The sequence below is a fragment of the Acinetobacter tandoii genome, from assembly GCF_008867985.1.
Classification (GTDB): domain Bacteria; phylum Pseudomonadota; class Gammaproteobacteria; order Pseudomonadales; family Moraxellaceae; genus Acinetobacter; species Acinetobacter tandoii.
Genome location: NZ_VXLD01000013.1, coordinates 1 through 22,219 on the forward strand (window position 1 = coordinate 1; position 22,219 = coordinate 22,219).

The 22,219-nt window shown below is 37.8% G+C and carries 25 protein-coding genes; 10 read left to right on the forward strand and 15 right to left on the reverse strand.

Annotated features, from left to right (window positions below):
• Nucleotides 1-295: 295 nt before the first annotated feature.
• The 4 genes from F4W09_RS14365 to ftsY all read right to left on the reverse strand — a co-directional run bounded on the left by F4W09_RS14365 (nt 296) and on the right by ftsY (nt 3,957).
• On the reverse strand, nt 296-967 hold the full coding sequence (locus F4W09_RS14365) for a DUF2057 domain-containing protein (RefSeq protein WP_151505161.1): 672 nt from the start codon (nt 965-967) through the stop codon (nt 296-298).
• A gap of 251 nt (nt 968-1,218) precedes the next feature.
• Nucleotides 1,219-1,812, reverse strand: coding sequence for a nitroreductase family protein (locus F4W09_RS14370; protein ID WP_151505162.1), 594 nt, complete (start codon nt 1,810-1,812; stop codon nt 1,219-1,221).
• Nucleotides 1,813-1,993: 181 nt separating this feature from the next.
• Entirely contained in the window at nt 1,994-2,680 is a 687-nt protein-coding gene (locus tag F4W09_RS14375; protein WP_151505163.1) for a nitroreductase family protein, read from the reverse strand.
• A 173-nt stretch (nt 2,681-2,853) separates the two neighbouring features.
• Nucleotides 2,854-3,957 carry a signal recognition particle-docking protein FtsY gene (ftsY, locus tag F4W09_RS14380; RefSeq protein ID WP_151505164.1) on the reverse strand — a complete coding sequence of 368 codons (1,104 nt, stop codon included), beginning with the start codon at nt 3,955-3,957 and terminating at the stop codon, nt 2,854-2,856.
• A gap of 219 nt (nt 3,958-4,176) precedes the next feature.
• On the opposite strand from ftsY, the gene F4W09_RS14385 reads away from it, so the two are divergent.
• Nucleotides 4,177-5,517 (forward strand): M16 family metallopeptidase, encoded by a 1,341-nt coding sequence (locus F4W09_RS14385; protein WP_418655096.1) that lies wholly within the window; start codon nt 4,177-4,179, stop codon nt 5,515-5,517.
• Nucleotides 5,518-5,520: 3 nt separating this feature from the next.
• Nucleotides 5,521-7,119: a M16 family metallopeptidase gene (locus tag F4W09_RS14390; RefSeq protein WP_151505166.1), complete on the forward strand. Its 1,599-nt coding sequence runs from the start codon at nt 5,521-5,523 to the stop codon at nt 7,117-7,119.
• Between the two features lie 332 nt (nt 7,120-7,451).
• Here F4W09_RS14390 and F4W09_RS14400 read toward each other — a convergent pair whose 3' ends face one another.
• Nucleotides 7,452-7,814, reverse strand: coding sequence for a hypothetical protein (locus F4W09_RS14400; protein ID WP_016166269.1), 363 nt, complete (start codon nt 7,812-7,814; stop codon nt 7,452-7,454).
• Nucleotides 7,815-8,033: 219 nt separating this feature from the next.
• Between F4W09_RS14400 and F4W09_RS14405 the strand changes: the two genes are divergently transcribed.
• The 3 genes from F4W09_RS14405 to F4W09_RS14415 all read left to right on the forward strand — a co-directional run bounded on the left by F4W09_RS14405 (nt 8,034) and on the right by F4W09_RS14415 (nt 9,348).
• A complete protein-coding gene (locus F4W09_RS14405) occupies nt 8,034-8,267 on the forward strand; it encodes an SEL1-like repeat protein (RefSeq protein WP_016166270.1) in 234 nt (77 codons plus the stop codon).
• A 135-nt stretch (nt 8,268-8,402) separates the two neighbouring features.
• Nucleotides 8,403-8,777, forward strand: coding sequence for a DUF2750 domain-containing protein (locus F4W09_RS14410; RefSeq protein WP_035302455.1), 375 nt, complete (start codon nt 8,403-8,405; stop codon nt 8,775-8,777).
• 139 nt (nt 8,778-8,916) lie between these two features.
• Nucleotides 8,917-9,348, forward strand: coding sequence for a CBS domain-containing protein (locus F4W09_RS14415; RefSeq protein ID WP_016166273.1), 432 nt, complete (start codon nt 8,917-8,919; stop codon nt 9,346-9,348).
• 60 nt (nt 9,349-9,408) lie between these two features.
• On the opposite strand, the gene trpB is transcribed toward F4W09_RS14415, so the two are convergent.
• The 9 genes from trpB to F4W09_RS14460 all read right to left on the reverse strand — a co-directional run bounded on the left by trpB (nt 9,409) and on the right by F4W09_RS14460 (nt 17,190).
• Nucleotides 9,409-10,617, reverse strand: coding sequence for a tryptophan synthase subunit beta (gene trpB / locus F4W09_RS14420; protein WP_016166274.1), 1,209 nt, complete (start codon nt 10,615-10,617; stop codon nt 9,409-9,411).
• 69 nt (nt 10,618-10,686) lie between these two features.
• Nucleotides 10,687-11,874, reverse strand: coding sequence for a vWA domain-containing protein (locus F4W09_RS14425; protein ID WP_016166275.1), 1,188 nt, complete (start codon nt 11,872-11,874; stop codon nt 10,687-10,689).
• A 13-nt stretch (nt 11,875-11,887) separates the two neighbouring features.
• Nucleotides 11,888-12,739, reverse strand: coding sequence for an AAA family ATPase (locus tag F4W09_RS14430; RefSeq protein WP_151505167.1), 852 nt, complete (start codon nt 12,737-12,739; stop codon nt 11,888-11,890).
• Nucleotides 12,740-12,759: 20 nt separating this feature from the next.
• Nucleotides 12,760-13,143: a hypothetical protein gene (locus tag F4W09_RS14435; protein ID WP_151505168.1), complete on the reverse strand. Its 384-nt coding sequence runs from the start codon at nt 13,141-13,143 to the stop codon at nt 12,760-12,762.
• 20 nt (nt 13,144-13,163) lie between these two features.
• Complete coding sequence (locus F4W09_RS14440; protein ID WP_026441167.1) at nt 13,164-13,466, reverse strand: YcgL domain-containing protein; 303 nt, start codon at nt 13,464-13,466, stop codon at nt 13,164-13,166.
• Between the two features lie 132 nt (nt 13,467-13,598).
• Nucleotides 13,599-14,741: a ribonuclease D gene (locus F4W09_RS14445; protein WP_044740454.1), complete on the reverse strand. Its 1,143-nt coding sequence runs from the start codon at nt 14,739-14,741 to the stop codon at nt 13,599-13,601.
• Nucleotides 14,742-14,981: 240 nt separating this feature from the next.
• Nucleotides 14,982-15,578 carry a recombination mediator RecR gene (gene recR / locus F4W09_RS14450; RefSeq protein WP_151505169.1) on the reverse strand — a complete coding sequence of 199 codons (597 nt, stop codon included), beginning with the start codon at nt 15,576-15,578 and terminating at the stop codon, nt 14,982-14,984.
• A 56-nt stretch (nt 15,579-15,634) separates the two neighbouring features.
• Nucleotides 15,635-15,964, reverse strand: coding sequence for a YbaB/EbfC family nucleoid-associated protein (locus tag F4W09_RS14455; RefSeq protein ID WP_016166281.1), 330 nt, complete (start codon nt 15,962-15,964; stop codon nt 15,635-15,637).
• A 38-nt stretch (nt 15,965-16,002) separates the two neighbouring features.
• A complete protein-coding gene (locus tag F4W09_RS14460) occupies nt 16,003-17,190 on the reverse strand; it encodes an O-succinylhomoserine sulfhydrylase (protein WP_044740452.1) in 1,188 nt (395 codons plus the stop codon).
• A gap of 143 nt (nt 17,191-17,333) precedes the next feature.
• On the opposite strand from F4W09_RS14460, the gene F4W09_RS14465 reads away from it, so the two are divergent.
• Both F4W09_RS14465 and F4W09_RS14470 read left to right on the forward strand, forming a co-directional pair.
• Entirely contained in the window at nt 17,334-18,425 is a 1,092-nt protein-coding gene (locus F4W09_RS14465) for an alpha/beta fold hydrolase (RefSeq protein ID WP_151505196.1), read from the forward strand.
• Between the two features lie 10 nt (nt 18,426-18,435).
• On the forward strand, nt 18,436-19,308 hold the full coding sequence (locus tag F4W09_RS14470) for an NAD(P)-dependent oxidoreductase (RefSeq protein WP_151505170.1): 873 nt from the start codon (nt 18,436-18,438) through the stop codon (nt 19,306-19,308).
• Nucleotides 19,309-19,437: 129 nt separating this feature from the next.
• Here F4W09_RS14470 and F4W09_RS14475 read toward each other — a convergent pair whose 3' ends face one another.
• Complete coding sequence (locus F4W09_RS14475; RefSeq protein ID WP_151505171.1) at nt 19,438-19,854, reverse strand: hypothetical protein; 417 nt, start codon at nt 19,852-19,854, stop codon at nt 19,438-19,440.
• A gap of 250 nt (nt 19,855-20,104) precedes the next feature.
• Here F4W09_RS14475 and F4W09_RS14480 point away from each other — a divergent pair, with 250 nt between their 5' ends.
• The 3 genes from F4W09_RS14480 (at nt 20,105) to F4W09_RS14490 (ending at nt 22,204) form a co-directional block, all read left to right on the forward strand.
• On the forward strand, nt 20,105-20,374 hold the full coding sequence (locus F4W09_RS14480) for a YARHG domain-containing protein (protein WP_016166286.1): 270 nt from the start codon (nt 20,105-20,107) through the stop codon (nt 20,372-20,374).
• A gap of 43 nt (nt 20,375-20,417) precedes the next feature.
• On the forward strand, nt 20,418-20,837 hold the full coding sequence (locus F4W09_RS14485; protein WP_104442057.1) for an HIT family protein: 420 nt from the start codon (nt 20,418-20,420) through the stop codon (nt 20,835-20,837).
• Nucleotides 20,838-21,088: 251 nt separating this feature from the next.
• Nucleotides 21,089-22,204 carry a porin gene (locus tag F4W09_RS14490; protein WP_104442056.1) on the forward strand — a complete coding sequence of 372 codons (1,116 nt, stop codon included), beginning with the start codon at nt 21,089-21,091 and terminating at the stop codon, nt 22,202-22,204.
• Nucleotides 22,205-22,219 lie beyond the last annotated feature (15 nt).

A 22,219-nucleotide genomic window follows, 5' to 3' on the forward strand; every position in this document is an offset into this window, starting at 1 on the left:
ATCCAATACCTCGTCAGTATTAGATGCTGGACTCAATATACTCAACAACTCAGTGCTTTGCACTTCGTTCGTTTCCGTCTATCTCGTCGGTATGGGGTGCATTCTATACGGTTTTATTTTCAGTGCAAGCCAATTTTATAAATAATTATAAAATATGCAACCAAGCGATCAATATTCACCCTAATTGAACATTTATAGCACTAAATTTAAAGCCTGAGTACACTTTCCATAAGTTTTGATACACAAAAAACTTAGTCCATAACAGATGTGCTAAGTTTTTGTGCTGCGATGTGATCTAGTTTGCTTGTGTGGCGAGCCAGCTCATAAATTTTTGACGTTCTGTTTTATCTGCTTTTTTCCATAACTCAATTAATTGTTGATCTACAGCTATAGCATTTGATTTTGTATTTGTAGCAATTTGTTGAGCCGAAGATTGTGGGTTTGTCACAGCTTGTGTATATACGGCTGGTGGCTGATTAGCAGGCGTAGCATTTTTTTGTGTTAAATCTAAAGCCCCTCCAAACATGCTTCGACTTAACCATGGTTTTTGTTCTGTATTCGCACCAGTTTGCTGAACTAATACTTGCTGTTTTTTGTCAAAAAGTGCAATTGTCGGTTGCTGCGCATATTTTTTTGCATCTTCAAACGTTTTTGGAGCATTGATTAAAGCTAATTTATAGGTTTCATTATCTTGAAGGCTTGGTGTTTTCAAAGTAACGACACCTGATTTTACGATATCGTGCTCACCAGACATATGCTCAAAGTATTGAATGTAACGAACACTAATGTCTGAGCTGCCTACATCTAATTTATAGACGTTACTTTCTGAACGAAATAAACCTGTATTCACTTCTTGATCGTTTACCGCAAGGATCTTAATTTCTTCTGGTGCTGTAATTGTAACCGCCGAAAATACTGAACTACTTACTATTAATGCCGCTGTAGCAAATGTTAAACGTAAAACCATTTTGCTTTCTCTTGATTCATTGTTAAATTTTAGTTGCACTATGCAATTTATAAATGACAATTTTATGACAAAGTCATTTCTGAAATGCAATCGTTTTCTTGAACTTATTTTTATATGCTTTACACAATAGAAGATATTGGCATTTGGTCGAGAAAACGTTTATTTCACTAAATTTCTGTATACGTAATTATTGTTATTGGAACATTTTGTGATACCGCAACCATCGATATAGATAGTTGCGGTTAAGACATTTAGTTAAATGTTTTAAAACGAATATTATCGTCTAGATATGTTTTTTCGCCAGCAGGAGCTTCGATTGAACCTAATACTAATTGGGCGCGTAGTTTCCAATTGCTTGGAATGTCAAAAGTTGCTGCAACTTCAGCATCAATTACTGGGTTATAGTGTTGTAAAGATGCCCCAATGTTATGTTCAGCCAATATTGTCCAAACTGCATATTGGGCGATTGCAGATGAATGCTCCGACCATACCGGAAAATTATCTGCATAGAGAGCAAATTGCTCTTGCAAGGATTTAACGACATCTTGGTCTTCATAAAAAAGAACCGTAGCGTAACCTGCTGAGAAGCTATCTATTTTTTTACTCGTATTCTCAAAAGCTTCTGCTGGGACCATTTTACGCAAAGTTTCACGTACAATTTCCCAGAACTTATGATGTGATTGACCAAATAAGCTAACAACACGTGAGGTTTGAGAGTTAAATGCTGAAGGACTTTCACGCACAGCATCTTTAATAAGCTGTTCAACTTTCGTTTGTTCCAGATTTACGTTTTTTCCAATTGCATAAATTGTACGGCGTTTTTTCATATGGTCTAAGAATGCCATTATTATTTCCTCATTCATTGGTACATTAAATAGAGAGTTATATCTCAATTGACTTAGGAATATCATAAGTCCTTTGTAAATTATATAAAGACCTATGGTTGTGACAGTCTGTGTTATATTTAGAACGTTCAAAGGATAACAAGATTTGCTTCATCAAAGCCTAAACGAAATTGCCACCCTCTTACTTAAAAACTAAAAATTCTGCTTCTTTATTCATAGCTTTTACATGCTCGGCATCTTGTTCAACAGAACCAAATACCAATTGGGTTTGAAGTTTCCATTTTGTACTTATTTTTAAGTATTGTGCGACTTTGTAATCAATTGATGGGTTGTAATAATTAAAGTTTGCTCCTATTCCTATGTCTGCCAAAGCCATCCAAACCGCATACTGCGCCATTCCTGAACTCTGCTGTGACCACAATGGTACTTCTGCCGAGTTTAAAGGGGAGTTCTTTTTCAAGTTTTCAATAACTGTTTGATCTTCAAAAAATAAAACCGTCCCATAAGCCGCGCTACATTTTTGAATTTTTGTTGCCGTTGCAGAGAATAAATGTTCAGGTATTTGAGTTTTTTGAATCTCTTGCACTAAATGCCAGAAATCCTTATGTGCTTTGGAAAATAAAATAACGATACGTGTAGTTTTCATATTCAATGCAGATGGACAATTTAGAGCTGCCACCTGAATTAAATCAGTTAAGTATGCTTGATCATGCGCTACGCGCTTGCCTAACTGTTGTATACAGTAACGATGTTGTAATTGTAGTAGATAACTAGACTCTTTTGAATCCGTTTCATTTTTTCTATTAAAAATTAAGTCTGTTGTAATTTCAGTCGTTAGCACTTGGCTAAGTTTATCTAATAGTGCCATTGATTACCCCATAAAACCGAATATACATATTTTTTGTAAGGATTTTATTTTAACGCTAAAGTTTCGGGAAAAAACTATTTATAGCAAATAAACTGTTCTCTTTTAAATCAAATAGATACCCTAAAAAAGACAAACTCTGCATTTTGCAGAGTTTGTGTGAAATATACTACTTTTTATTTTTCCGTTTCAAACAATGCAGCTACAAATGATTTTGCAGAGAACGGGCGTAAATCATCAATTTTTTCACCTACACCAATAAAGCGAATTGGAACATGTGTACGACTTGCAATATTAAATAGAACTCCACCTTTTGCTGTTCCATCTAATTTAGTGATCGTAATACCTGTAAGACCAACAGCCTCATCAAACAGTTCTACTTGGTTAATTGCATTCTGGCCCGTTCCTGCGTCGACCACCAACATAATTTCATGTGGCGCTGTAGCATCAATTTTTTGCATAACACGTTTAACTTTCGTCAACTCTTGCATTAAATGGCTTTTGTTATGTAAACGCCCAGCAGTATCGGCAATTAGAACATCTACCCCTTTTGCACGTGCACTTTCAAAAGCATCAAAAATGACAGAAGCACTATCTGCACCATGACCTTGGGCAACGACAGCGATGTTGTTACGCTCCCCCCAAATTTGTAATTGCTCTGTCGCTGCTGCACGGAAAGTATCCCCTGCTGCAAGCATGACTTTCTTTCCCTCACCTTGCAAACGCTTAGCCAATTTACCAATAGTGGTGGTTTTACCTACACCATTTACACCCACAACCAAAATTACAAATGGATTTTTATTAGGATCAATATGTAAGGGCTTAACACGTGGCGCCAACAAACCTACCAATTCTTCTTGCAGTGCTTTATACAAAGAATGTGAGTAAATTAAATCACCACGCGCAGTACGCTCTGTTAAATTCGCAATAATTGTTTTGGTCGCATCTACACCAATATCTGCAACTAAAAGCTGCTCTTCAACTTCTTCTAGTAGTTCGTCATCAATTTCTTTACCACCGATCAAAATATTGACCATACCATCAGCAAAGTTTTTACGGGTTTTGGTTAACCCTTCTTTCATTCGGCTAAAAAAGCCGCCTGTTGGCTTTTCGGTAGTTTGCTCATCAGAATCTTTTTGAACTGGAGTAACAATTTCTTCAGCTTTTGGCGTCTCAATAATAGGCACATTTACCGCAGGTAAACTTGGTAAAGTTACATCATCATCCCCAATATCAGCATCAATCAAAAATTTATTTTGCCCAGTAGATTGTTGTTGCATGCCGAATCCTTTGAAAAGCAGCGTGTTAAAAGTTAATAATTTTAGCATAAAAGATAAGGATTTTCTTTATCTTGCCGTAGCATGTAAATCAGCTACAAAAAGCTACACCCTTATCTTGCATTTATGCGTGATTTTCTTAAAAATGAATTTAAATACCAAGGTCTGTGAGTTCCTTAAGTGTTTGGCAAAAATAATAATAAGCACCTAGAAAAACCGTCTATATTACTAGGTATATTACTTTTTATTTGTCCAATTTATTGCTCTCCTGTTTACGCAAAACCCCAAAACAATCTGACTCATTCAATCTCAAAATATACTTTAGACAATGGCCTGAAAGTAATAATTCGTGAAGACCATCGTTCACCTATGGTCATGACACAAATTTGGTATGCCGTTGGCAGTAGTGATGAATCAGGAAATCAGCTTGGTATTTCTCACGCTTTAGAACATATGATGTTTAAAGGCACAACCCGAGTACCTAATGATGAATTTACCCGCCTAAGCCGTCTCTACGGTGGCAGCGTGAACGCAGCAACTTTTACCAACTACACCAATTATTATCAGCTCTACCAAAAAGATTTTTTAGCTTTAGCATTGGAATTAGAAGCTGATAGGATGAGTAATTTACTGCTCAGACAACAAGATTTTGATACTGAAATTAAAGTCGTCATGGAAGAGCGACGCCAAAAAACCGATGATAATCCACGTGCCCTTGCATCGGAACGGTTTAAATGGGTTTCTTATCCAACCAGTCATTATAGACAGCCTGTAATTGGCTATATGAAAAATCTCAACACTTTACAATTAAATGATCTCAAAAAATGGTATCAAGACTGGTACGCTCCCAACAATGCTATTTTAGTTATTGTTGGTGATATATATACAAAACACACGCTTCATCAAGTTAAACAATACTTTTCTTCAATTCCAGCAAAAACACTCCCCCAAAGAAATGATGTTCAAGAATATACAAATATTGGCTATCGCTACATGGAGGTTAAACTTCCCGTACAAGTGCCAAATCTCTTTTTCGCTTGGAATGTTCACTCCTTAGCCACTGCGCAAAATCCACAAGATGTCTATGCGTTGGTGATGATCAAAAATATATTGGATAGCGGAATAACTTCACGTCTACAAAATAATTTAGTCCGTAAACAGAAGTTAGCAACATCAGTTAGTGTATCTTATGATCCATATAATCGTGGCGATAGTCTGTTTAGTGTTACAGCTCTACCTGTTGAAGGAATTTCACTTGAGGAGATTGAAAAAGCCTTATTGGCTGAAATTGAAAATCTTAAAAACACCCCAGTCTCTAATGATGAACTAAATCGTGTAGTGACACGATATATGGCTGATTTGATTTATAGTCAAGATGATATAGCTGGACAAGCTCGAATGATTGGAACATTGGAAGTAAATGGATTGAGCTATCAATTAATCGATCAATTACAACAACACTATGAATCAGTTACCCCCGAAGATATTCAACGCGTAGCGAATACCTATTTCAACCAAAACAATTTAAGCAACATGCATATTCTCCCTGATCAGAAAAAATAACCAATGGAGAGGAAAATGTGGAAATTTCATTTATGTATTATCAGCTCTTTTTTATGTCCACCTGCTAGTTTTGCCGAGGTTGCACCAAGCACGCAATCAACAAATGAGTTCAAATCAATTACTCAGCTACAAAGCCTCAAAAATATTCAGGAAAACCCACATCAAACCGCACCTTTCGTACATGAATTGAATAATCGCTTTCATGTTCGATCACTGTTTGTAGAATCTCCAACTCTACCCATGGTGGATATTCAACTGACATTTAATGCAGGTTCAGCACGTGACTCGGAAATAGGATCTAATCTTTATGGTTTGTCCAACATGGTGGCACAGCTAATAGATGAAGGAACCAGCAACTATACGGCGGAAGAAATTATTTCTACTTTCGAAAGTATAGGAGCAAAATTCAGTGTAGCGTCATATCGAGATATGTTTATTATCAAATTAAGAACCCTGTCTGACCCAGAAAAGTTACAACCCGCAGTGGCAATGATGCTTGACATGTTGAATCATTCAACCTTTCAAACGCCAAGTATTGATTTGATGCTCAGTAATAGAGCAGTGGGGCAAAAACAATTAAAAGAAAACCCAGAGCGTATGAAAAATATTGTTTTTTATCGCACTTTATATGGGAAACACCCTTATGCCGAACCGATTACAGGAACTCAAGCCAGCATTAAACGCATTACGCCTGAAAATTTGATCGAGTTCCGCAAACAATTTTTAGTACGTAATAATTTGAACATTGCAATTACTGGTCAATTAAATCCAAAAGAAGCATTAAAACTGTCTGAAAAAATAGCCAAGCAATTACCCGCAGGAAACGAGGCCGATCCCCTTCCAGCCCCCAATATTCGTACAGATTTTAACATTCGGCATATCCCTTATGCTTCAAGCCAAGCACATATTATTATGGGTGCAATTGGAACGACTCGTGATGATCCTGATTATTTAGCGCTACTACTTGCCAATCGTATATTCGGCACAGGTGGATTCAATTCTATATTAAGCCAAGAACTACGTGTAAAACGCGGACTAACCTATGGTGCTTATAGTAATTTTAGTTTTATGCAAGTCGCTGGTCCTTTTAGCTTAGGCTATTCTACCGAGCAAGATCATTTGTTAGAAAGCATTCAAATTGCACATCAAGCCTTAGTCAATTTCATCCATACTCCGATTGATAAACAACAGCTTGAACAAGCAAAATTGGGCATGATACGAGCTTTTCCAAATCACTATAGTAGCAATGCCGCGATTAATGCTCAGTTAGGTGCTATTGGTTTTTATCATTTACCTGCGAATTATTTAGACTACTACACTGAAGAATTAAGTAAAGTTACCGCTACTCAAGTACAAAGTGCTATTCAAAAGCATTTACATCCAGATCGATTAACGATCATTATTTTTAGCAAAAAATTAGATAAATCTGCCTTAGAGCAAATTCTACAAAATAATCTAAATACCAATGAAAAACTCATTCCAAACGAAGCAGCACGACCAAAATTCAACGAAGCGTCTCATCCGCCAAAGGAGGAAGCTCCTGCGCCCGATTTTTCTCCGCATGATACGCCCGCATCAGTTTTAGATAATGACCTATGGTGATCTGATGCTTATACAAAAGCTGATCTGCCATATCTTGAGTAGAAGGATAATATGCTTGCCGAGATAACTGCTTGATTTGATGATATTGCTCTGGTGTAACAGGTCTAAATAATGCAAAAGTGGCCAAAAAAAGAATTGCCCCAATAATCAGCAAGACCAAGAAATAATATAAATTCTCTAATTTGAATTGATTAAAAAAATGAATAATTTTTTGCTTTGCACTATGCATACACTACCTCGAATGAGTAGGTAGTGTAGGTTGACAACAATAGAATCTCAAGTTTATTTGCCCAGTCTTAACCTCAACTGGCTAAAAATGGGCAAATTCTGTCTTAAGCACTGGTAATATTACGGACTACAGCAAAATAAAGGATAAAAGCAATTAACGCTAATGCCAGTACAATGGTAAATACGCCTACACCATGTTCTGCATCTGCAGGATGTAAGTCCTCATCATCAGCAATTCTACGCAGCTCCCCATCATACATTTTATAAAATTCAACTCGCTGTTGCGGCTCTAATGTTCGTGTAAAATCATAAACACGTTTACGTTGAGCTAAACAATACTCCCCCAAATGAATCTCATTATGAAAAACAGCTTCATCTAACTGTTGACGATGATAATGAGCCAATTCAATAATTTTTTCCGCATTGAGTGGCAAATCAAAAGTAAAACCATCTATTGTATTTGTCATATTATTCTCCTTTTAATTACAGTATCCTGTAGTTCCATCTTAATAAAAAAACTTTTTGACTATTGTTTAATCATGTAACTTGAATTTATTTAGACTACCCCCATATCTTATTTGACTTTTCACTTAATCTGTAATATTAGTTTAATAATACTTAGTTAAATTAGTATGAAGACTATAAAAGTCGAGCTGTGCAATCATAATTACAATAAGGAGTTATCTATGATTCAACAAATTTCTCATCATGAGTTAGAACATGTGTATGCTAATGCGGTAAACACAATTCAATCGCAAATGAACTTTTCAGAAGCAGTTTTACAGTTGGAAGATGCTGCCCGTGCAGGTCATGGTAAAGCAGCAATGTTTTTAGCTGAACTTTATTACCAAGGTTTTCGTGTAGAACGTGATTCTCTTAAAGCTCAGTACTGGCAGAAAATGGCCACAATGCAAGCATAATGAAACGTCACTTAGGTGGCGTTTTTTTTGGGCTTTATTTAAAAAAATATTTACTTACGATTTTTCGCAAAGCTTACACTGAAATTTAACATGATATTTTTACAATAACCCATGACTTCACAAAGTTTGTCCAATATGAAACAAATTAGTCAATTACAACCGATCGCGAAAGACTTATTTTTTAAAATTACTGTTCTTAAATCCATGATGTACTGCGGTGTGTTGTGGGGTTTATATAATGAAGGCTGGGCAATCATGTCCGACCAAGATGATTTTATTTTTCCATTCTGGATGAATAGCGCTCAAGCATATAAATACGCAGAGGTACATTGGCCGAGCTATACACCTCGCAAGATTACCCCTACCGATTTTCAAAAATCGTTGCTTCCAACTTTAACTCGACTCAAAGTCATTCCTGCGCTATGTAATTCTTCTAGTCAAAAATTTAAACTCACCACTCAGCAAATGCGACATTTTTTCTTTGCTGATGTGCAATTACAGCCCGCTTAAAGCAAATTAAATTAGGTGTTTACACTTAACACCTAATTTTTTTAATTTTATGCAATTTATGACTGCTTAGGTATTTGCATTTTGCATATTTCAAGTTAAGTTAAAAGTCAAACAATAAACAACATCAGAGATGAATAATATGACTAAAGTTGTACAAGTCCTTCAAGATAAATCCGAACAGTCAGTTTTTACAATTCGTCCAGATTCAACCGTATTTGAAGCCATTACACTTATGGCAGACAAAGGTATTGGTGCTTTAGTGGTAACACAGGACGAAAAAGTCGTTGGTATTATTTCCGAACGTGATTACACGCGTAAAGTTGCATTAATGGAACGCACTTCATTTACAACCAATGTCAGTGAAATTATGACGGCCACTGTATTGACCGTAACAACCAGCACCAGTATAGAAGACTGCCTGGAGTTAATGACTGTTCGCCACCTACGCCACTTGCCTGTGGTTGAGAATGAACGACTGATTGGCTTAATTTCAATTGGTGACTTGGTAAAAGCAGCGATGGCAGATCAGAAAAACTTGATTGAGCAATTGCAGCAATATATCTCTGGCTAATCAAATATCAGCCCATATAGAAAAAAGGTCAGCGCTTGCTGACCTTTTTAAGTGTACGTTTTAATTGAGACCAAGTTTGTCTGCAACATAATCAGAATCTTTATCACCACGACCTGATAAATTCACCACAATTTTCACATCTTTAGGTAATTTAGGTGCTTCTCGTAATGCCCATGCGACTGCATGTGAGCTTTCTAGTGCAGGTACAATCCCTTCAACACGCGACAAAGTCATAAACGCATCTAAACACTCTTGATCGGTTGCTGTTGTATATTCAACACGCCCTAAATCTTTAAGAAAGCTGTGTTGTGGTCCTACACCAGGATAGTCCAAACCAGAAGCAATTGAATGTACAGGTAAAGGCTCACCTTGTTCATCTTCCAGCACATAACATGCCATACCATGAATTTGACTTGGTTTACCTAAAGTTAAAGTTGCAGAATGCATTGCTGTATCTAATCCATGACCAGCAGGCTCAACACCAACTAATTTCACCTCAGGATCATTTAAGAATGCAGTAAATGCACCAATTGCATTGGAGCCACCACCTACACAAGCCACAACATAATCAGGACTTTGCCCAAATCGGTCTTGGGCTTGCACTTTAATTTCTTTACCAATAATACTTTGAAAATCACGCACCATTTTCGGAAATGGATGCGGACCAACAACCGAACCAATCGCATAAATATAATTTTTTGGATCGTTTAAATATTCTTCAAAAGCACTGTCTACTGCATCTTTAAGGGTCGCGGTCCCACGTGTGACCGAAACCAGTTTCGCCCCGAGAATCTTCATTTTCACAACATTTGGATGTTCTTTCTCAATATCCACCTGTCCCATATGAATTTCACAAGGAATTCCAACTAAAGCACAGGCTGTCGCCAAAGCCACGCCATGTTGCCCCGCGCCTGTTTCCGCGATGACTTTAGTCTTTCCCATGTACTTAGCAAGTAATGCTTCACCAAGACAATGGTTAATTTTATGAGCACCCGTATGGTTCAAATCTTCACGCTTTAAATAAATTTGCGCGCCACCCAATTGCTCAGACAAACGTTTCGCGTGAAATAAAGGGCTAGGACGACCTACATAGTTTGCAAATAAGTCCGCCAACTCATTTTGAAATTCTGACGTATGACGAATTTCTTCATATGCCAAGTTAATTTCATCCATTGCTTCTTTAAGATGCGGAGGAATAAACTGACCACCATAAGGCCCAAAGAAACCTTCGGCATTTGGTAAATCTACCCCATTAATTTGATGATTCATCGCTTATCCCCCCTTTATCAGATTTATTATTTATCAAATATTTAATACTTACTTAGAAACATAAAATATTTAACGTGCTAAGTATTTGGTTAAATCCTCTACCCCTTTTAAGGTCATCGGATACATATGCTGCTCAAAAATCTGTTTGATTGCACCAATGGTCTGCGTGTAATGCCAATAATTTTCTTCTTCAGGATTTAGCCAAGCCGTTTTATCAAAATGCTGACGTAACCGATGTAGCCACACCTGCCCCGACTCATCATTCATATATTCGACCGAGCCTCCAACCGAATTAAGCTCATAAGGTGCCATACTTGCATCACCAACGACAATTACACGATAGTCTCGCCCATAAGTATTGAATAAATCCCATGTGTTCATGCGTGTATTTGAGCGACGTACATTATCTTTCCAGACATAGTCATACAAACAATTATGGAAATAGAAATACTCGAGTGTTTTAAATTCTGTTTTGGCTGCACTAAATAATTTCTCACATTGCGCAATATGAGAATCCATTGAGCCACCCACATCAAACAACATCAAGACTTTAACGCGGTTACGACGTTCAGGCACCAATTGAACATCTAAAATACCCTGCTTTGCCGTTTCTTTGATGGTGCCATCAATGTCCAACTCCTCGGCTGCACCTTGGCGAGCAAACTTACGCAAACGGCGTAATGCCAATTGCATTTGACGTGTCCCCAAAATCTGCTCATCATCCAAATTACGGTATTTGCGCTGTTCCCAAACCTTTACCGCAGACCGCTTCCGACTTGGACCACCAATACGCACACCTTCAGGATGGTCTCCATAAGCACCAAAAGGAGATGTTCCTCCCGTACCAATCATTCGATTGCCACCTTGATGCTTTTTATGTTGTTCGCGTAATCGCTCTTCCAACATTTTCATCAATTCTTCGAGAGAACCTGCTTTTTTAAGTTCTTCACGCTGCTCTGGCGTAAGGTGTTTTTCTAATAATTCTAAATCGAACCAATCTTTGGGTAACTGCTGAACTTGATTGAGTAACTCATCCAAGTCAAATGTTGAAATACCGTCGAAATAGTCCTTCATACCCCGATCAAATTTATCGAAGAAACGCTCATCCTTCACCATAATGGTTTTGGCAAGCTGATAAAACTCTTCTTGATCGGCAAATACTAAGCCTGATGCAACCGCCTCATTCAGATCAATGAGCTCTCGTGTAGACACAGGCACACCATATTTACGTAAAGTATAAAACAAGCGCACAAACATGCGTGTTTCTCCTTTAGCGACGCGACATAAAGGCTAAACGCTCAAGTAACTGCACATCTTGCTCGTTTTTAATTAATGCACCATAAAGTGGTGGAATGGCTTTAGTTTTATCATGGTTACGCAGTACATCTTCAGGCATGTCATCTGCCATTAACAGGCTTAACCAATCAATCAATTCAGAGGTTGAAGGCGGTTTTTTTAGCCCAGGAACCTGACGTAATTTAAAGAAAACTTGAAGTGCTTCATTTACTAATGCTGTTGAAACCTGCGGGAAATGCACATCAATAATTTCACGCATGGTTGCTTCATCTGGAAACTCAATATAATGGAAGAAACAACGACGTAAGAAAGCATCAGGCAATTCTTTTTCATTATTTGAGGTGATGATGACAATTGGGCGTTGAGTCGCGGTAATGGTTTCGCCTGTTTCATACACAAAGAAAGACATTTTATCGAGCTCATGCAATAAATCATTAGGAAACTCGATATCCGCCTTATCAATCTCATCAATCAACAACACGCAGCGTTCTTCACTGGTAAATGCTTCCCACAACTTACCCGGTTTAATGTAGTTCTTAATGTCGTAGACACGGTCATCACCCAACTGGCTATCACGTAAACGCGAAACTGCATCATATTCATACAAACCTTGCTGTGCTTTGGTTGTCGACTTGATGTGCCATGTGATGAGTTTTAAACCTAAGCTTTCTGCAACCTGCTCTGCCAATAAAGTCTTGCCTGTTCCTGGCTCTCCTTTAACCAATAATGGCTTTTGCAATGCACGCGCAGCTTTCACTGCTAGCTTTAAACCATCAGTCGCAATGTACTGACTTGTACCCGTAAATTGTTGAGTATCAACAGACATAAGATAACCTTATTTTTTATTTAAAGTGGTGAACTTTTCTTGTTAACTACAGGAATTCCGCGTTTATCACTGTACTTAGACCAGCAATACCCAACGATCAAACCCAAACCCAGAACACATAAAATTGCAGATAAATTAAACCAAATGAGCGGGTTTTCTTTAGTCAGTATGCCAAACATCAAACCAAAAAATGCAGGCGCAATCGAAGCATTTGTCCCTTCAGAAACCGTTGGCGTTAGCATCAAGGCAAAAATAACCATCCAACTAATACCGCCAAATGGTTTTGGCAAGCGTTTCGCTATTGCATACCAGCACCATAAAATAATGATGCTACCTAACAAATACACACTCACTGCAATCGTATCTTCAGGAATTGTGTCTAAAATTGAAAGTAAATTATCCATAGTACAACTCCTGAATGAAATTAAGCGCCACGCAAGCCTTCTGGGGCTACAGCATTCGGATTAATTAACCCTTCTGGTGGCATTTGAATGAAGAAACCGTTGGTTTGTATCGAATCCATTACATGCAATACATTTACACGTGCCAATTTGCGTGTCTCAGATAACTCAATATGCATCACGAATGTAGCACGACCAAAAGCAACTCGCAGCGCTTCAGGAACAACGTCTAATGGATTAGATGCTTCTGCATCATTTTCAGAAGGACGAGCAACATAAAGGTACATCTCGTCTTTTTTGCTCGATTTATAGATTGAACAATGCATGTTTAGAACATTACTTAACTTAGAAAATACAGCGCCAAGCATACAACAAAAAATAATCTGATTCAGTAGTGATTATTAACGCAGCAGTCGTCAATTTGTCTAAGTGTCAATTCTTTAAACAAATCTGAGTAACTATTGGGCGACTTGCATTTGTGTCGATAAATATTGCTGATCGTCGTGTAATACTTGAATAAGCGGCTTGGTCAAAAGCTCATAACGCCATCCAAGTAAATAGTTTGGTAAATCCTGCTCATCATGACCCGACACGACATGTTGGTAAACAGCATTAAGCCACTTTTTACGCAATAAAACTTCCTTTGGAACTGCTGTTTCATTGACCACTTTTTGAATGACAGTATCGACCTTATTGCCAATTTCTTTAGATGAATGGCGGATTGGGCGTGCCATACGCAATGGCCATTCTTCTTGAGCAGGTAAAAACTTCAATAAGTCTAAAATGGTTTTCCCATGTTCACGTAGAATGTTTTGACGAATATCTTTGACATTACACAATTGAAAATGATTTTTCGGATTTTTCTCGACCAAATCAATCATGGTCGAATTTTTAAGAATAAAGCTACGCGGCTGATTGAGTGCCTTAACCATTTGCTCACGCCAAACAGCCAATTGCTGTAATTGCATCAGCTCACGGCGTGAATGACGATAATTTCCAATATCTTGATAAAGCAAAGCCAATGGCGTTTCTTGACCAATTTCATAGGTTAGATTTTGACAATCTTCCTGAGCAAAATCTAATAAATACTTTTCTTGTAATTCTGATCTGACTTTTTGTGCCAAAGCCATGATGTACAGTACATCATTCGCAGCATAATTGAGTTGTTCTGGAGACAATGGACGCGCCAACCAATCTGAACGGGTCTGATCTTTATCAATATCCACATTCAACATTTGTTTCAACGCATTTTGATAACTGACTTGCAAGCCATGACCTAAAAATGACATCCCAATTTGGGTATCAAAAACATTACTGAGTGACTTGTCTTTTGCGTAATGATAAATTAAATCAATATCTTCGCCGCAAGCATGAAACACATTCAATTGCGCAGTAAAGATTTTTTTCCAGAATAATGTGAGATCTAAAGTCGTCCCATCTAATAAATAGACTTGATTAGCAACGTTAATTTGGAACACACCAAGCTTTGGCCACAAGGTATCCACTTTAATAAACTCTGTATCAAGCCCATAAATGGAATTTTGATCCATGATGGACAAAAAGTTATTGAAATCTGTTTGGTGCTGAATAAACTGAAACATACTGCCGAGTCTAGGAATAGATTCTCTAAAAAGATATCTTACCTTATATATAACAATTATCTATAAAAATTTTAAATTTCTGTTAAATAATTATTTTAAATTTTAGTACATAAGCTCTATTTATCTGTTTATTGATACTTTTTTTATATTATTAATTTCCTAAAAATATACCGATCGTTAAAATATCTTTCAAAATTTAAAGGACTATTCCTCTAAAATGAACATGAAACAAGTATTTACTTATTTCATGCGCATACGGTTGTGTACAGCCTGACTCAAAGTATGACTATCCACATATTCCAGCTCACCACCTTGTGGTACGCCTTGTGCAATTCTTGTCATATGGACAGGTAAATGCTTACAAGCTTCAACCAAATAATGTGCAGTTGCTTGACCTTCAACGGTTGCGTTGGTTGCAAGAATCACTTCTGTAATCTTGCCATCAGTTAAGCGCTGTACTAAATGAGGAATGCCTATTTCGTCTGGTCCAATACCATCGAGTGGTGACAAATGCCCACCTAAAACATGATATTTGCCTCGGAAACTTCCACTTTGCTCAATGGCCATCACATCCGCAGGAGACTCTACCACACACAAAAGCTGGTCATCACGCTCGTTAGAAAGGCAGATATCACACACTTCATCTTCTGTAAGTGAATGGCACACACAACATTCATGAATATGATTGGTTGCTTCGGTCAAAGCATGAGCTAAACCTACTGCACCTTCCCGATTTTTCATAATCAGATGCAATGCCATACGTTGTGCAGACTTTGGCCCCACACTCGGTAAAATTCTTAAAGCTTGAACTAATTGTTCAAATCGATCACTAAACACGATTATTCCTATATAAAAATACCTCCCTAAAAAGGGAGGTAAGAAACCACTTAGGATTAGAACATCCCTGCAAGACCTGGTGGCAGCCCCATGCCTGAACTTGCACCTTTTAGGCGCTCTTCAGAAATTGCTTCTGCCTGACGTGCCGCATCATTCATTGCAGCAGCAATCAAGTCTTCAATCATATCTGGATCGTCTTGTAACAATTCAGGGTTAATCTCAATACGCTTCACCACATTACGGCAAGTCATTGTCACTTTAACCAAACCACCACCTGCTTCCGCATGAACTTCGGTTTGTGCAAGCTCTTCTTTGGCTTTTTTAAGATTGCCTTCCATTTCTTTTTGCATGCGTTGAGCTTGCTGCATCAACATATTAATGTTCATAAAAGTCTCCGAACAATATTTAAAAACTAATGCTCAATTTAAATCAGATTTAAACCACGGTTTAAATCGCGAATAATATCATCAATGTCTTCTAAACCGACTGAAACACGGATTAAACTTTCACGAATACCCGCAGCTTCTTTTGCTTCAGGCGAAAGCTTACCATGAGTCGTGGTTGCGGGATGGGTAATTGTTGACTTCACATCACCCAAGTTACCTGTTATTGAAATAAATTGGGTATTGTCGATGACTTTCCAAGCCTCTTCACGCCCACCTTTTACTTCAAAAGATACAATACCACCAAAGCCAGTTTGTTGTTTTGCTGCAAGCTCATGCCCCACATGTTCAGGCAAACCTGCATAATAGACTTTTTCAACTTTATCGTGCTGTTTAAGATATTCAGCTAACTTTTGCGCACCTTCAGAGTGTGCCTTCATGCGCAAACTTAAAGTTTCCAAACCTTTGAGGAATACCCACGCATTGAAAGGACTCATTGATGGGCCTGTTGTACGCACATAACCAAAAACCTCCTCAAGAAGTTTATGACTTCCCACGACAGCACCACCCAAGGCACGACCTTGACCATCTAAATACTTTGTTGCTGAATAAACAATTAAGTCGGCACCAAACTGAATTGGGCGCTGTAATACAGGCGTACAGAAGCTATTATCTATCGCAAGTAATGCATTATTTGCATGTGCAATATCTGCCAAGGCCTGAATATCTGCCACTTCTGCCAAAGGATTTGATGGAGACTCCACAAATAAAAGCTTAGTGGTCGGTTTAACCGCATTTTTCCAAGCTGACAAATCCGTTAAATCTACAAAATCGACTGCAACACCAAATTTAGCCACATACTTTTCAAATAATGAAACTGTAGAACCAAAAACAGCGCGGGAACAAATCACGTGATCCCCTGCTTTTAAAAACGACATTGCCACTGCCATAATTGCAGCCATACCCGAACTGGTTGCAACTGCACGCTCAGCACCTTCCAAAGCAGCTAAACGTTTTTCAAACATCGATACAGTTGGATTGGTAAAGCGCGAGTAAATATTTCCTGGTTCTTGTCCAGAAAATTTGGCCGCAGCTTCAGCCGCATTTTCATAAACAAATGATGAGGTTAAAAAAATTGGCTCGCCGTGCTCACCCTCAAAACTACGCGTATGACCAGTACGAATCGCTAATGTATCGAGTTGATATTCAATGTCGTCTTGTTGGCTCATTTCTACGATTCAGTTCTCAGAACTGCCTTTGTGAATAATTGCCAACATTTTGAGCGTCTACGCCATTTCAGGTCAAGGTAAAATATAAAATTATCGTTTAGACTTCGAGCAAATCTTCAGGTAGGCCAATTAAAATGTCCGCGATGACACAACTAAAACAACGGATCGCCAGTCAGAAAGTCCAACTTAAAAACTTATCTACGCGCATCTTCAAGCAACATTCACTCATTTTGTCCGAAAGTACGCCTTTTGAAATTGTGGCACACAATGATTATTCAAAAGTGCGTTATTACCCTGCTGTCTCAAATCGTTATCTCGAACCGCTAGTTTTTGTTGCACCTTTTGCTATTAATATGGCGATATACGATTTGTTTCCTTATCGGTCTTTAGTAAAACATTTTCAAAATCAGGGTTTTGATGTGTATTTAGTGGAATGGAACCACTTTCGTTTTCGTGACCGACATATTCACTTCCTCACCATTATTGATTACGCACTTCCTGACTGTATTAACAAGATACGCAGTCATGCTCAATCTGAGCAAATTTCACTACATGGCTGGAGTATGGCAGGCATTTTTGTTTTACTTTATAGCGCTTTACGGCAGCCTAATTTTGTAAAAAACTTAATTATTTTAGGCAGTCCTATTGATAGTTATGCTTCTGGATTCATTGGTAAAGTGAATCAAAATATGTATCGACTGATCCAAAAAAATACAATACTGCATCAATTCTTATTTTCAAGCCATATTCCCAAAAAATTTACTCATACGCCAGGGCGCTTAAATTCAATTGGTTTTAAAATTTTGGACCCTAAAGGTTGGTATGCAAGTTATAAAACCCTTTTGAACAACTTAGATGATTTGGAAACCATCAGTGAAAATGCCACGATTAGTCAGTTTCTCAATAATATGATTGACTACCCTGGTGGTATCAACCAAGACATGATTTTTAAAATTTGGCTGAAAAACGAACTAAAATATGGGGGTATTCAGCTTGAAGATAAACAAATCAAATTAAATTCAATTACTTCGTCCTTATTGATTGGCGCAGGTCAAACCGACCAACTTGTTACAGAGGCAGCAATAAAACCATTATGTGAATTGACAAACAGCCAAGATGTCACGTTTACTCTTATCCCCGGAGGACATTTGGGCTTAATGTCAAATAAGGCAAGCGCTGAACAATTTTGGCCCAAACTCACCTCGTGGCTAGAACAAAGATCGACAAAGATATAAAGGAAAAATCATGATTCATTCAGTTGCTTTTATCGGTTTAGGTGCTATGGGTTATCGTATGGCAGCTCATCTCCCTAAACATTTTGAAACCGTTTTTGTTTGGAATCGTAATTTTTCCAAAGCCGAACAACATGCAACTGAATATGGAACCCTTGCCGTTTCTTTACAAGATGCAGTTCAAGCAGACATCATTTTCTCCTGCCTCCCAACAAGCCAAGATGTTGAAGCGCTTATTTCTGGATTAGCGTTAAAAGCAGGCAGTATCTGGATTGATTGTACAAGTGGTGTACCAGAGTCTGCTAAAAATCTGTCAGAAGCTTTACAAACACAACAAGTGACTTTCTTAGATGCTCCTGTAAGTGGTCAAACGATTGGCGCTGAAAATGCTACACTGACCGTTATGGTCGGTGGTGATGCAGAAGCGTTCGAAAAAGCTCTCCCTGCCTTGCAAGCGATTGGAAAACTCATTAAGCATGTAGGTAACTCAGGTGCTGGTTTCGCTGTGAAAGCTGTGAATAATATGCTTCTTGCTGTCAATCTTTGCTCAGTTGCCGAAGGCTTCACCACTTTGAAAGCACATGGTGTAAATTTGGGTGAAGCACTAGATTGTATTAATGCCTCTAGTGGTAAAAGTGGTGTGACTGAAACCGTATTACCGCAACGCGTCTTAAACCGTAGCTTCCCTCTTACCTTCGCTTTACCATTGTTAGCAAAGGATACTGGAATAGCATTAGATTTGGTCCGTGATGCTAAACTTTCAGCACCTGTAATTGCATTGACACAAAGTCTCATACAAGCAGCAAGTGATCTTTCGCCTGCAGAAAGTGATTTTTCTAGTGCAGTAAAATTATATGAATCTTGGAGCAAAATTACATTGGAATGATTTGGTTTTTTATAATCAAAAGTTTATTTCAAATTTAATAAAAAAACCCCTACTTAATATAGTGGGGGTTTTTATTTTAATAATTTTAACAAAATCAGACATAACCCAATTGGCTAATACCGCAATCTTTTAATCAAATAATTTTGACCAATTGGTCGCCAGATGCTGTTCATTCTTTTCTACCACAACTCCAGAGGATGTAATTCTCATATTTTCAGCCGTGATAACCAATTCTGGTACAGTTTTGTTAAATTCAAAAACAAATTGATACTTATCATTTCCTAGATCTTTAACTTCGTAATCAATTATGTAAAATTGCCCGCAACTTAAATCATTCGTAATACTGAATTTATCAATTGAAGCATTTTCAAATGTCACTAAGGCTTTCTCAAGCGAATATTGCTCCGATTCACAATCAAAATCAGAGAAGATATGGACATATAAAATAACATCGAATTTCCATAATTCTGGATTCCAATCAAGTAAGAATCCATACAATCTGGCATCATGTAAAGCCCCAAGATATTTATAAAAATTTTCAATCATGTCATTCCCCATAACAAATTCAAAAAAGTCCAACATAACGTTGAACTAGAGACAATAACAATTAAAGTTAAATGAGTTAAATTTTTATTATCAATTTAACTTTATAAAATTATTGATATATATAACTTTTGCCTATCATGTTAAGCAAAAGTACGCTAGAGTAATTTATTGCCATTGAAGATGACAAATTAAACCCAATATTGTAATAAGGTATTAAACATATACTGTTACAAACCGTGAGGAAACTCTTATGAGTAAGTTGCTTATTGCTTGTCTTGCTGGTCTATCTACCCTTATTGGTGCAAATACTTTGGCTGCTACGCCAGAGCAAGAGTGTCAAAAACTCAAGAATGATCATGATGTCATCTATGCATCTAAAGGTTTCTGTTTTAAAGACCCTGAAGCAAAAGCAAAGTTTGGTAATGACAATTGCTATACTACCAAACCTAAATTTTCAGACAAAGAGCAGCAACGTCTTGACGAAATCAAAGCTCGTCAGAAAGAATTAAATTGTAAATAACCACCAAGCTTCTCCTTAAATGGAGACTGTTAAAGGAATAATTATGGCTTACGATGATCAAAATATTTTTGCAAGAATTCTTCGTGGAGAGCTTCCTGCAATTAAAGTCTATGAAGATGATCAGGTTCTAGCTTTTATGGATATCATGCCGCAAGCTGAAGGCCACACCCTAGTCATTCCTAAAACTCCAGCTATAAGCTTACTTGATCTTCCTGCCGAAGCTGCCGCCTATACCATTCAGGTCACACAAAAAATTGCACGTGCAATTGAAAAAGCACTGGGTGTAGATGGCATTATCTTAATGCAATTAAGTGGAGCACCTGCTGGACAAACTGTTCCGCATGTCCATTTCCATCTCATTCCGACCAACGTGCATCATCTAGGCAAGCACGCTGCACAAATGGGTGATCAAGAAAAGATTAAAGCTCAAGCTGAAAAAATTAAAGCTGCTTTAGAATCTTAAGTTGATAAGCTACAGATTAAATGGAGCCCGTTGGCTCCTTTTTTCATTTAAGGCAAAAAATAAAATAAAAACTGAGCGTTATCCAATCACATCGCGTCATCAAACTGTCATTTAGTTTTCACTTTGCTGTCACAAAGTTTACAGATACTGCATAGCAAGTTGGTGAGCTATGTAACGAATTGTACAGAAGCGAGCTAAAAATAAGAGTTTGTAGGCACTTGCCATAAAAATCGTGTTTTGGAGAAATCTCAATGAAAAAATTGCTACTTGCTGCAGCAGTGACAACTTTAAGCTTAAACGCAGCACAGGCAGCGCCAACATTGTACGGTAAACTAAACGTATCGATCGACAATGTTGATAACAAAAGTTTTGATGGCAAGAGTGATGTAACTGAAATCAACTCTAATGCTTCTCGCTTTGGTATTAAAGGTGAAGAAAAGCTAACAGAAAAATTATCTGCAATCTATTTAGCTGAATGGGCAATCGCAACTGATGGTTCTGGTTCAGATACAGACCTCAGTGCGCGTAACCGCTTCATTGGTTTAAAAAGTGATGGTATTGGTGCACTAAAAGTAGGTAAATTTGACTCTTACTTCAAAACAGCTGCTGGTAACAATCAAGATATCTTCAACGACCACACAATTTTAGATATTACCAATACCATGTATGGTGAAGAGCGCTCAAACAACGTCGTTGGTTTTGAATCTGACCCTAAATTACTTGCTGGCTTATCATTCAATGTAATGTTCCAACAAGGTGAAAGTTCTTCTAGCGTAGTAGCGGGAACAACTGGCAATAATGATAAACGTGATGGCTTTGGTGATGCTGTTTCAGCTTCATTAAACTATGAAAATAAAGATTTAGGTCTAGCCCTAGCAGTTGCTGGTAACTCTGGCATTCAAGGTAAATACAATGCATATAGCTTAAAAGATATTTACTCTGATGCTTACCGCGTAACAGGTTCTTATGACTTCGCTTCAATTGGTGTGAAAGGTCTGGTACTTGGCGGTTTGTGGCAACATGCTGAACCAAAAGACGACTTAACTGCTTATGACACTGGTAAAAAAGATACAAACGGTCAAGCGATTCTAGCTAACTACAAAGGTCTAGAAGAAGATTCGTGGATTGCTGCTGTTACTTACAAAATTGGTAACACTCCTTTTGCTGTAAAAGGACAATACCAATCAGCAAAAACTGCACGTGATGGTCATGATGATCGTACTATTGACCAGTATGGCATCGGTTTAGACTACAAAATTAACAAGCAAGCACGTTTCTACGGCATCGTAGCACAACAAAAACGTGATTGGTTAAGTGATGACGACAAGCGCACTGTCATTGGTACAGGTATGGAATACAATTTCTAATCCTCACCAATTTCA

Excerpts from the sequence above, each read along its gene's own strand:
- F4W09_RS14365 (WP_151505161.1), bottom strand. The coding sequence starts at position 967 with ATGGTTTTACGTTTAACATTTGCTACAGCGGCATTAATAGTAAGTAGT.
- F4W09_RS14370 (WP_151505162.1), bottom strand. The coding sequence starts at position 1,812 with ATGGCATTCTTAGACCATATGAAAAAACGCCGTACAATTTATGCAATT.
- F4W09_RS14375 (WP_151505163.1), bottom strand. The coding sequence starts at position 2,680 with ATGGCACTATTAGATAAACTTAGCCAAGTGCTAACGACTGAAATTACA.
- ftsY (WP_151505164.1), bottom strand. The coding sequence starts at position 3,957 with ATGCAACAACAATCTACTGGGCAAAATAAATTTTTGATTGATGCTGAT.
- F4W09_RS14390 (WP_151505166.1), top strand. The coding sequence starts at position 5,521 with ATGGAGAGGAAAATGTGGAAATTTCATTTATGTATTATCAGCTCTTTT.
- F4W09_RS14400 (WP_016166269.1), bottom strand. The coding sequence starts at position 7,814 with ATGACAAATACAATAGATGGTTTTACTTTTGATTTGCCACTCAATGCG.
- F4W09_RS14405 (WP_016166270.1), top strand. The coding sequence starts at position 8,034 with ATGATTCAACAAATTTCTCATCATGAGTTAGAACATGTGTATGCTAAT.
- F4W09_RS14410 (WP_035302455.1), top strand. The coding sequence starts at position 8,403 with ATGAAACAAATTAGTCAATTACAACCGATCGCGAAAGACTTATTTTTT.
- F4W09_RS14415 (WP_016166273.1), top strand. The coding sequence starts at position 8,917 with ATGACTAAAGTTGTACAAGTCCTTCAAGATAAATCCGAACAGTCAGTT.
- trpB (WP_016166274.1), bottom strand. The coding sequence starts at position 10,617 with ATGAATCATCAAATTAATGGGGTAGATTTACCAAATGCCGAAGGTTTC.
- F4W09_RS14425 (WP_016166275.1), bottom strand. The coding sequence starts at position 11,874 with ATGTTTGTGCGCTTGTTTTATACTTTACGTAAATATGGTGTGCCTGTG.
- F4W09_RS14430 (WP_151505167.1), bottom strand. The coding sequence starts at position 12,739 with ATGTCTGTTGATACTCAACAATTTACGGGTACAAGTCAGTACATTGCG.
- F4W09_RS14435 (WP_151505168.1), bottom strand. The coding sequence starts at position 13,143 with ATGGATAATTTACTTTCAATTTTAGACACAATTCCTGAAGATACGATT.
- F4W09_RS14440 (WP_026441167.1), bottom strand. The coding sequence starts at position 13,466 with ATGCATTGTTCAATCTATAAATCGAGCAAAAAAGACGAGATGTACCTT.
- F4W09_RS14445 (WP_044740454.1), bottom strand. The coding sequence starts at position 14,741 with ATGTTTCAGTTTATTCAGCACCAAACAGATTTCAATAACTTTTTGTCC.
- F4W09_RS14455 (WP_016166281.1), bottom strand. The coding sequence starts at position 15,964 with ATGAACATTAATATGTTGATGCAGCAAGCTCAACGCATGCAAAAAGAA.
- F4W09_RS14460 (WP_044740452.1), bottom strand. The coding sequence starts at position 17,190 with ATGAGCCAACAAGACGACATTGAATATCAACTCGATACATTAGCGATT.
- F4W09_RS14465 (WP_151505196.1), top strand. The coding sequence starts at position 17,334 with ATGACACAACTAAAACAACGGATCGCCAGTCAGAAAGTCCAACTTAAA.
- F4W09_RS14470 (WP_151505170.1), top strand. The coding sequence starts at position 18,436 with ATGATTCATTCAGTTGCTTTTATCGGTTTAGGTGCTATGGGTTATCGT.
- F4W09_RS14475 (WP_151505171.1), bottom strand. The coding sequence starts at position 19,854 with ATGATTGAAAATTTTTATAAATATCTTGGGGCTTTACATGATGCCAGA.
- F4W09_RS14480 (WP_016166286.1), top strand. The coding sequence starts at position 20,105 with ATGAGTAAGTTGCTTATTGCTTGTCTTGCTGGTCTATCTACCCTTATT.
- F4W09_RS14485 (WP_104442057.1), top strand. The coding sequence starts at position 20,418 with ATGGCTTACGATGATCAAAATATTTTTGCAAGAATTCTTCGTGGAGAG.
- F4W09_RS14490 (WP_104442056.1), top strand. The coding sequence starts at position 21,089 with ATGAAAAAATTGCTACTTGCTGCAGCAGTGACAACTTTAAGCTTAAAC.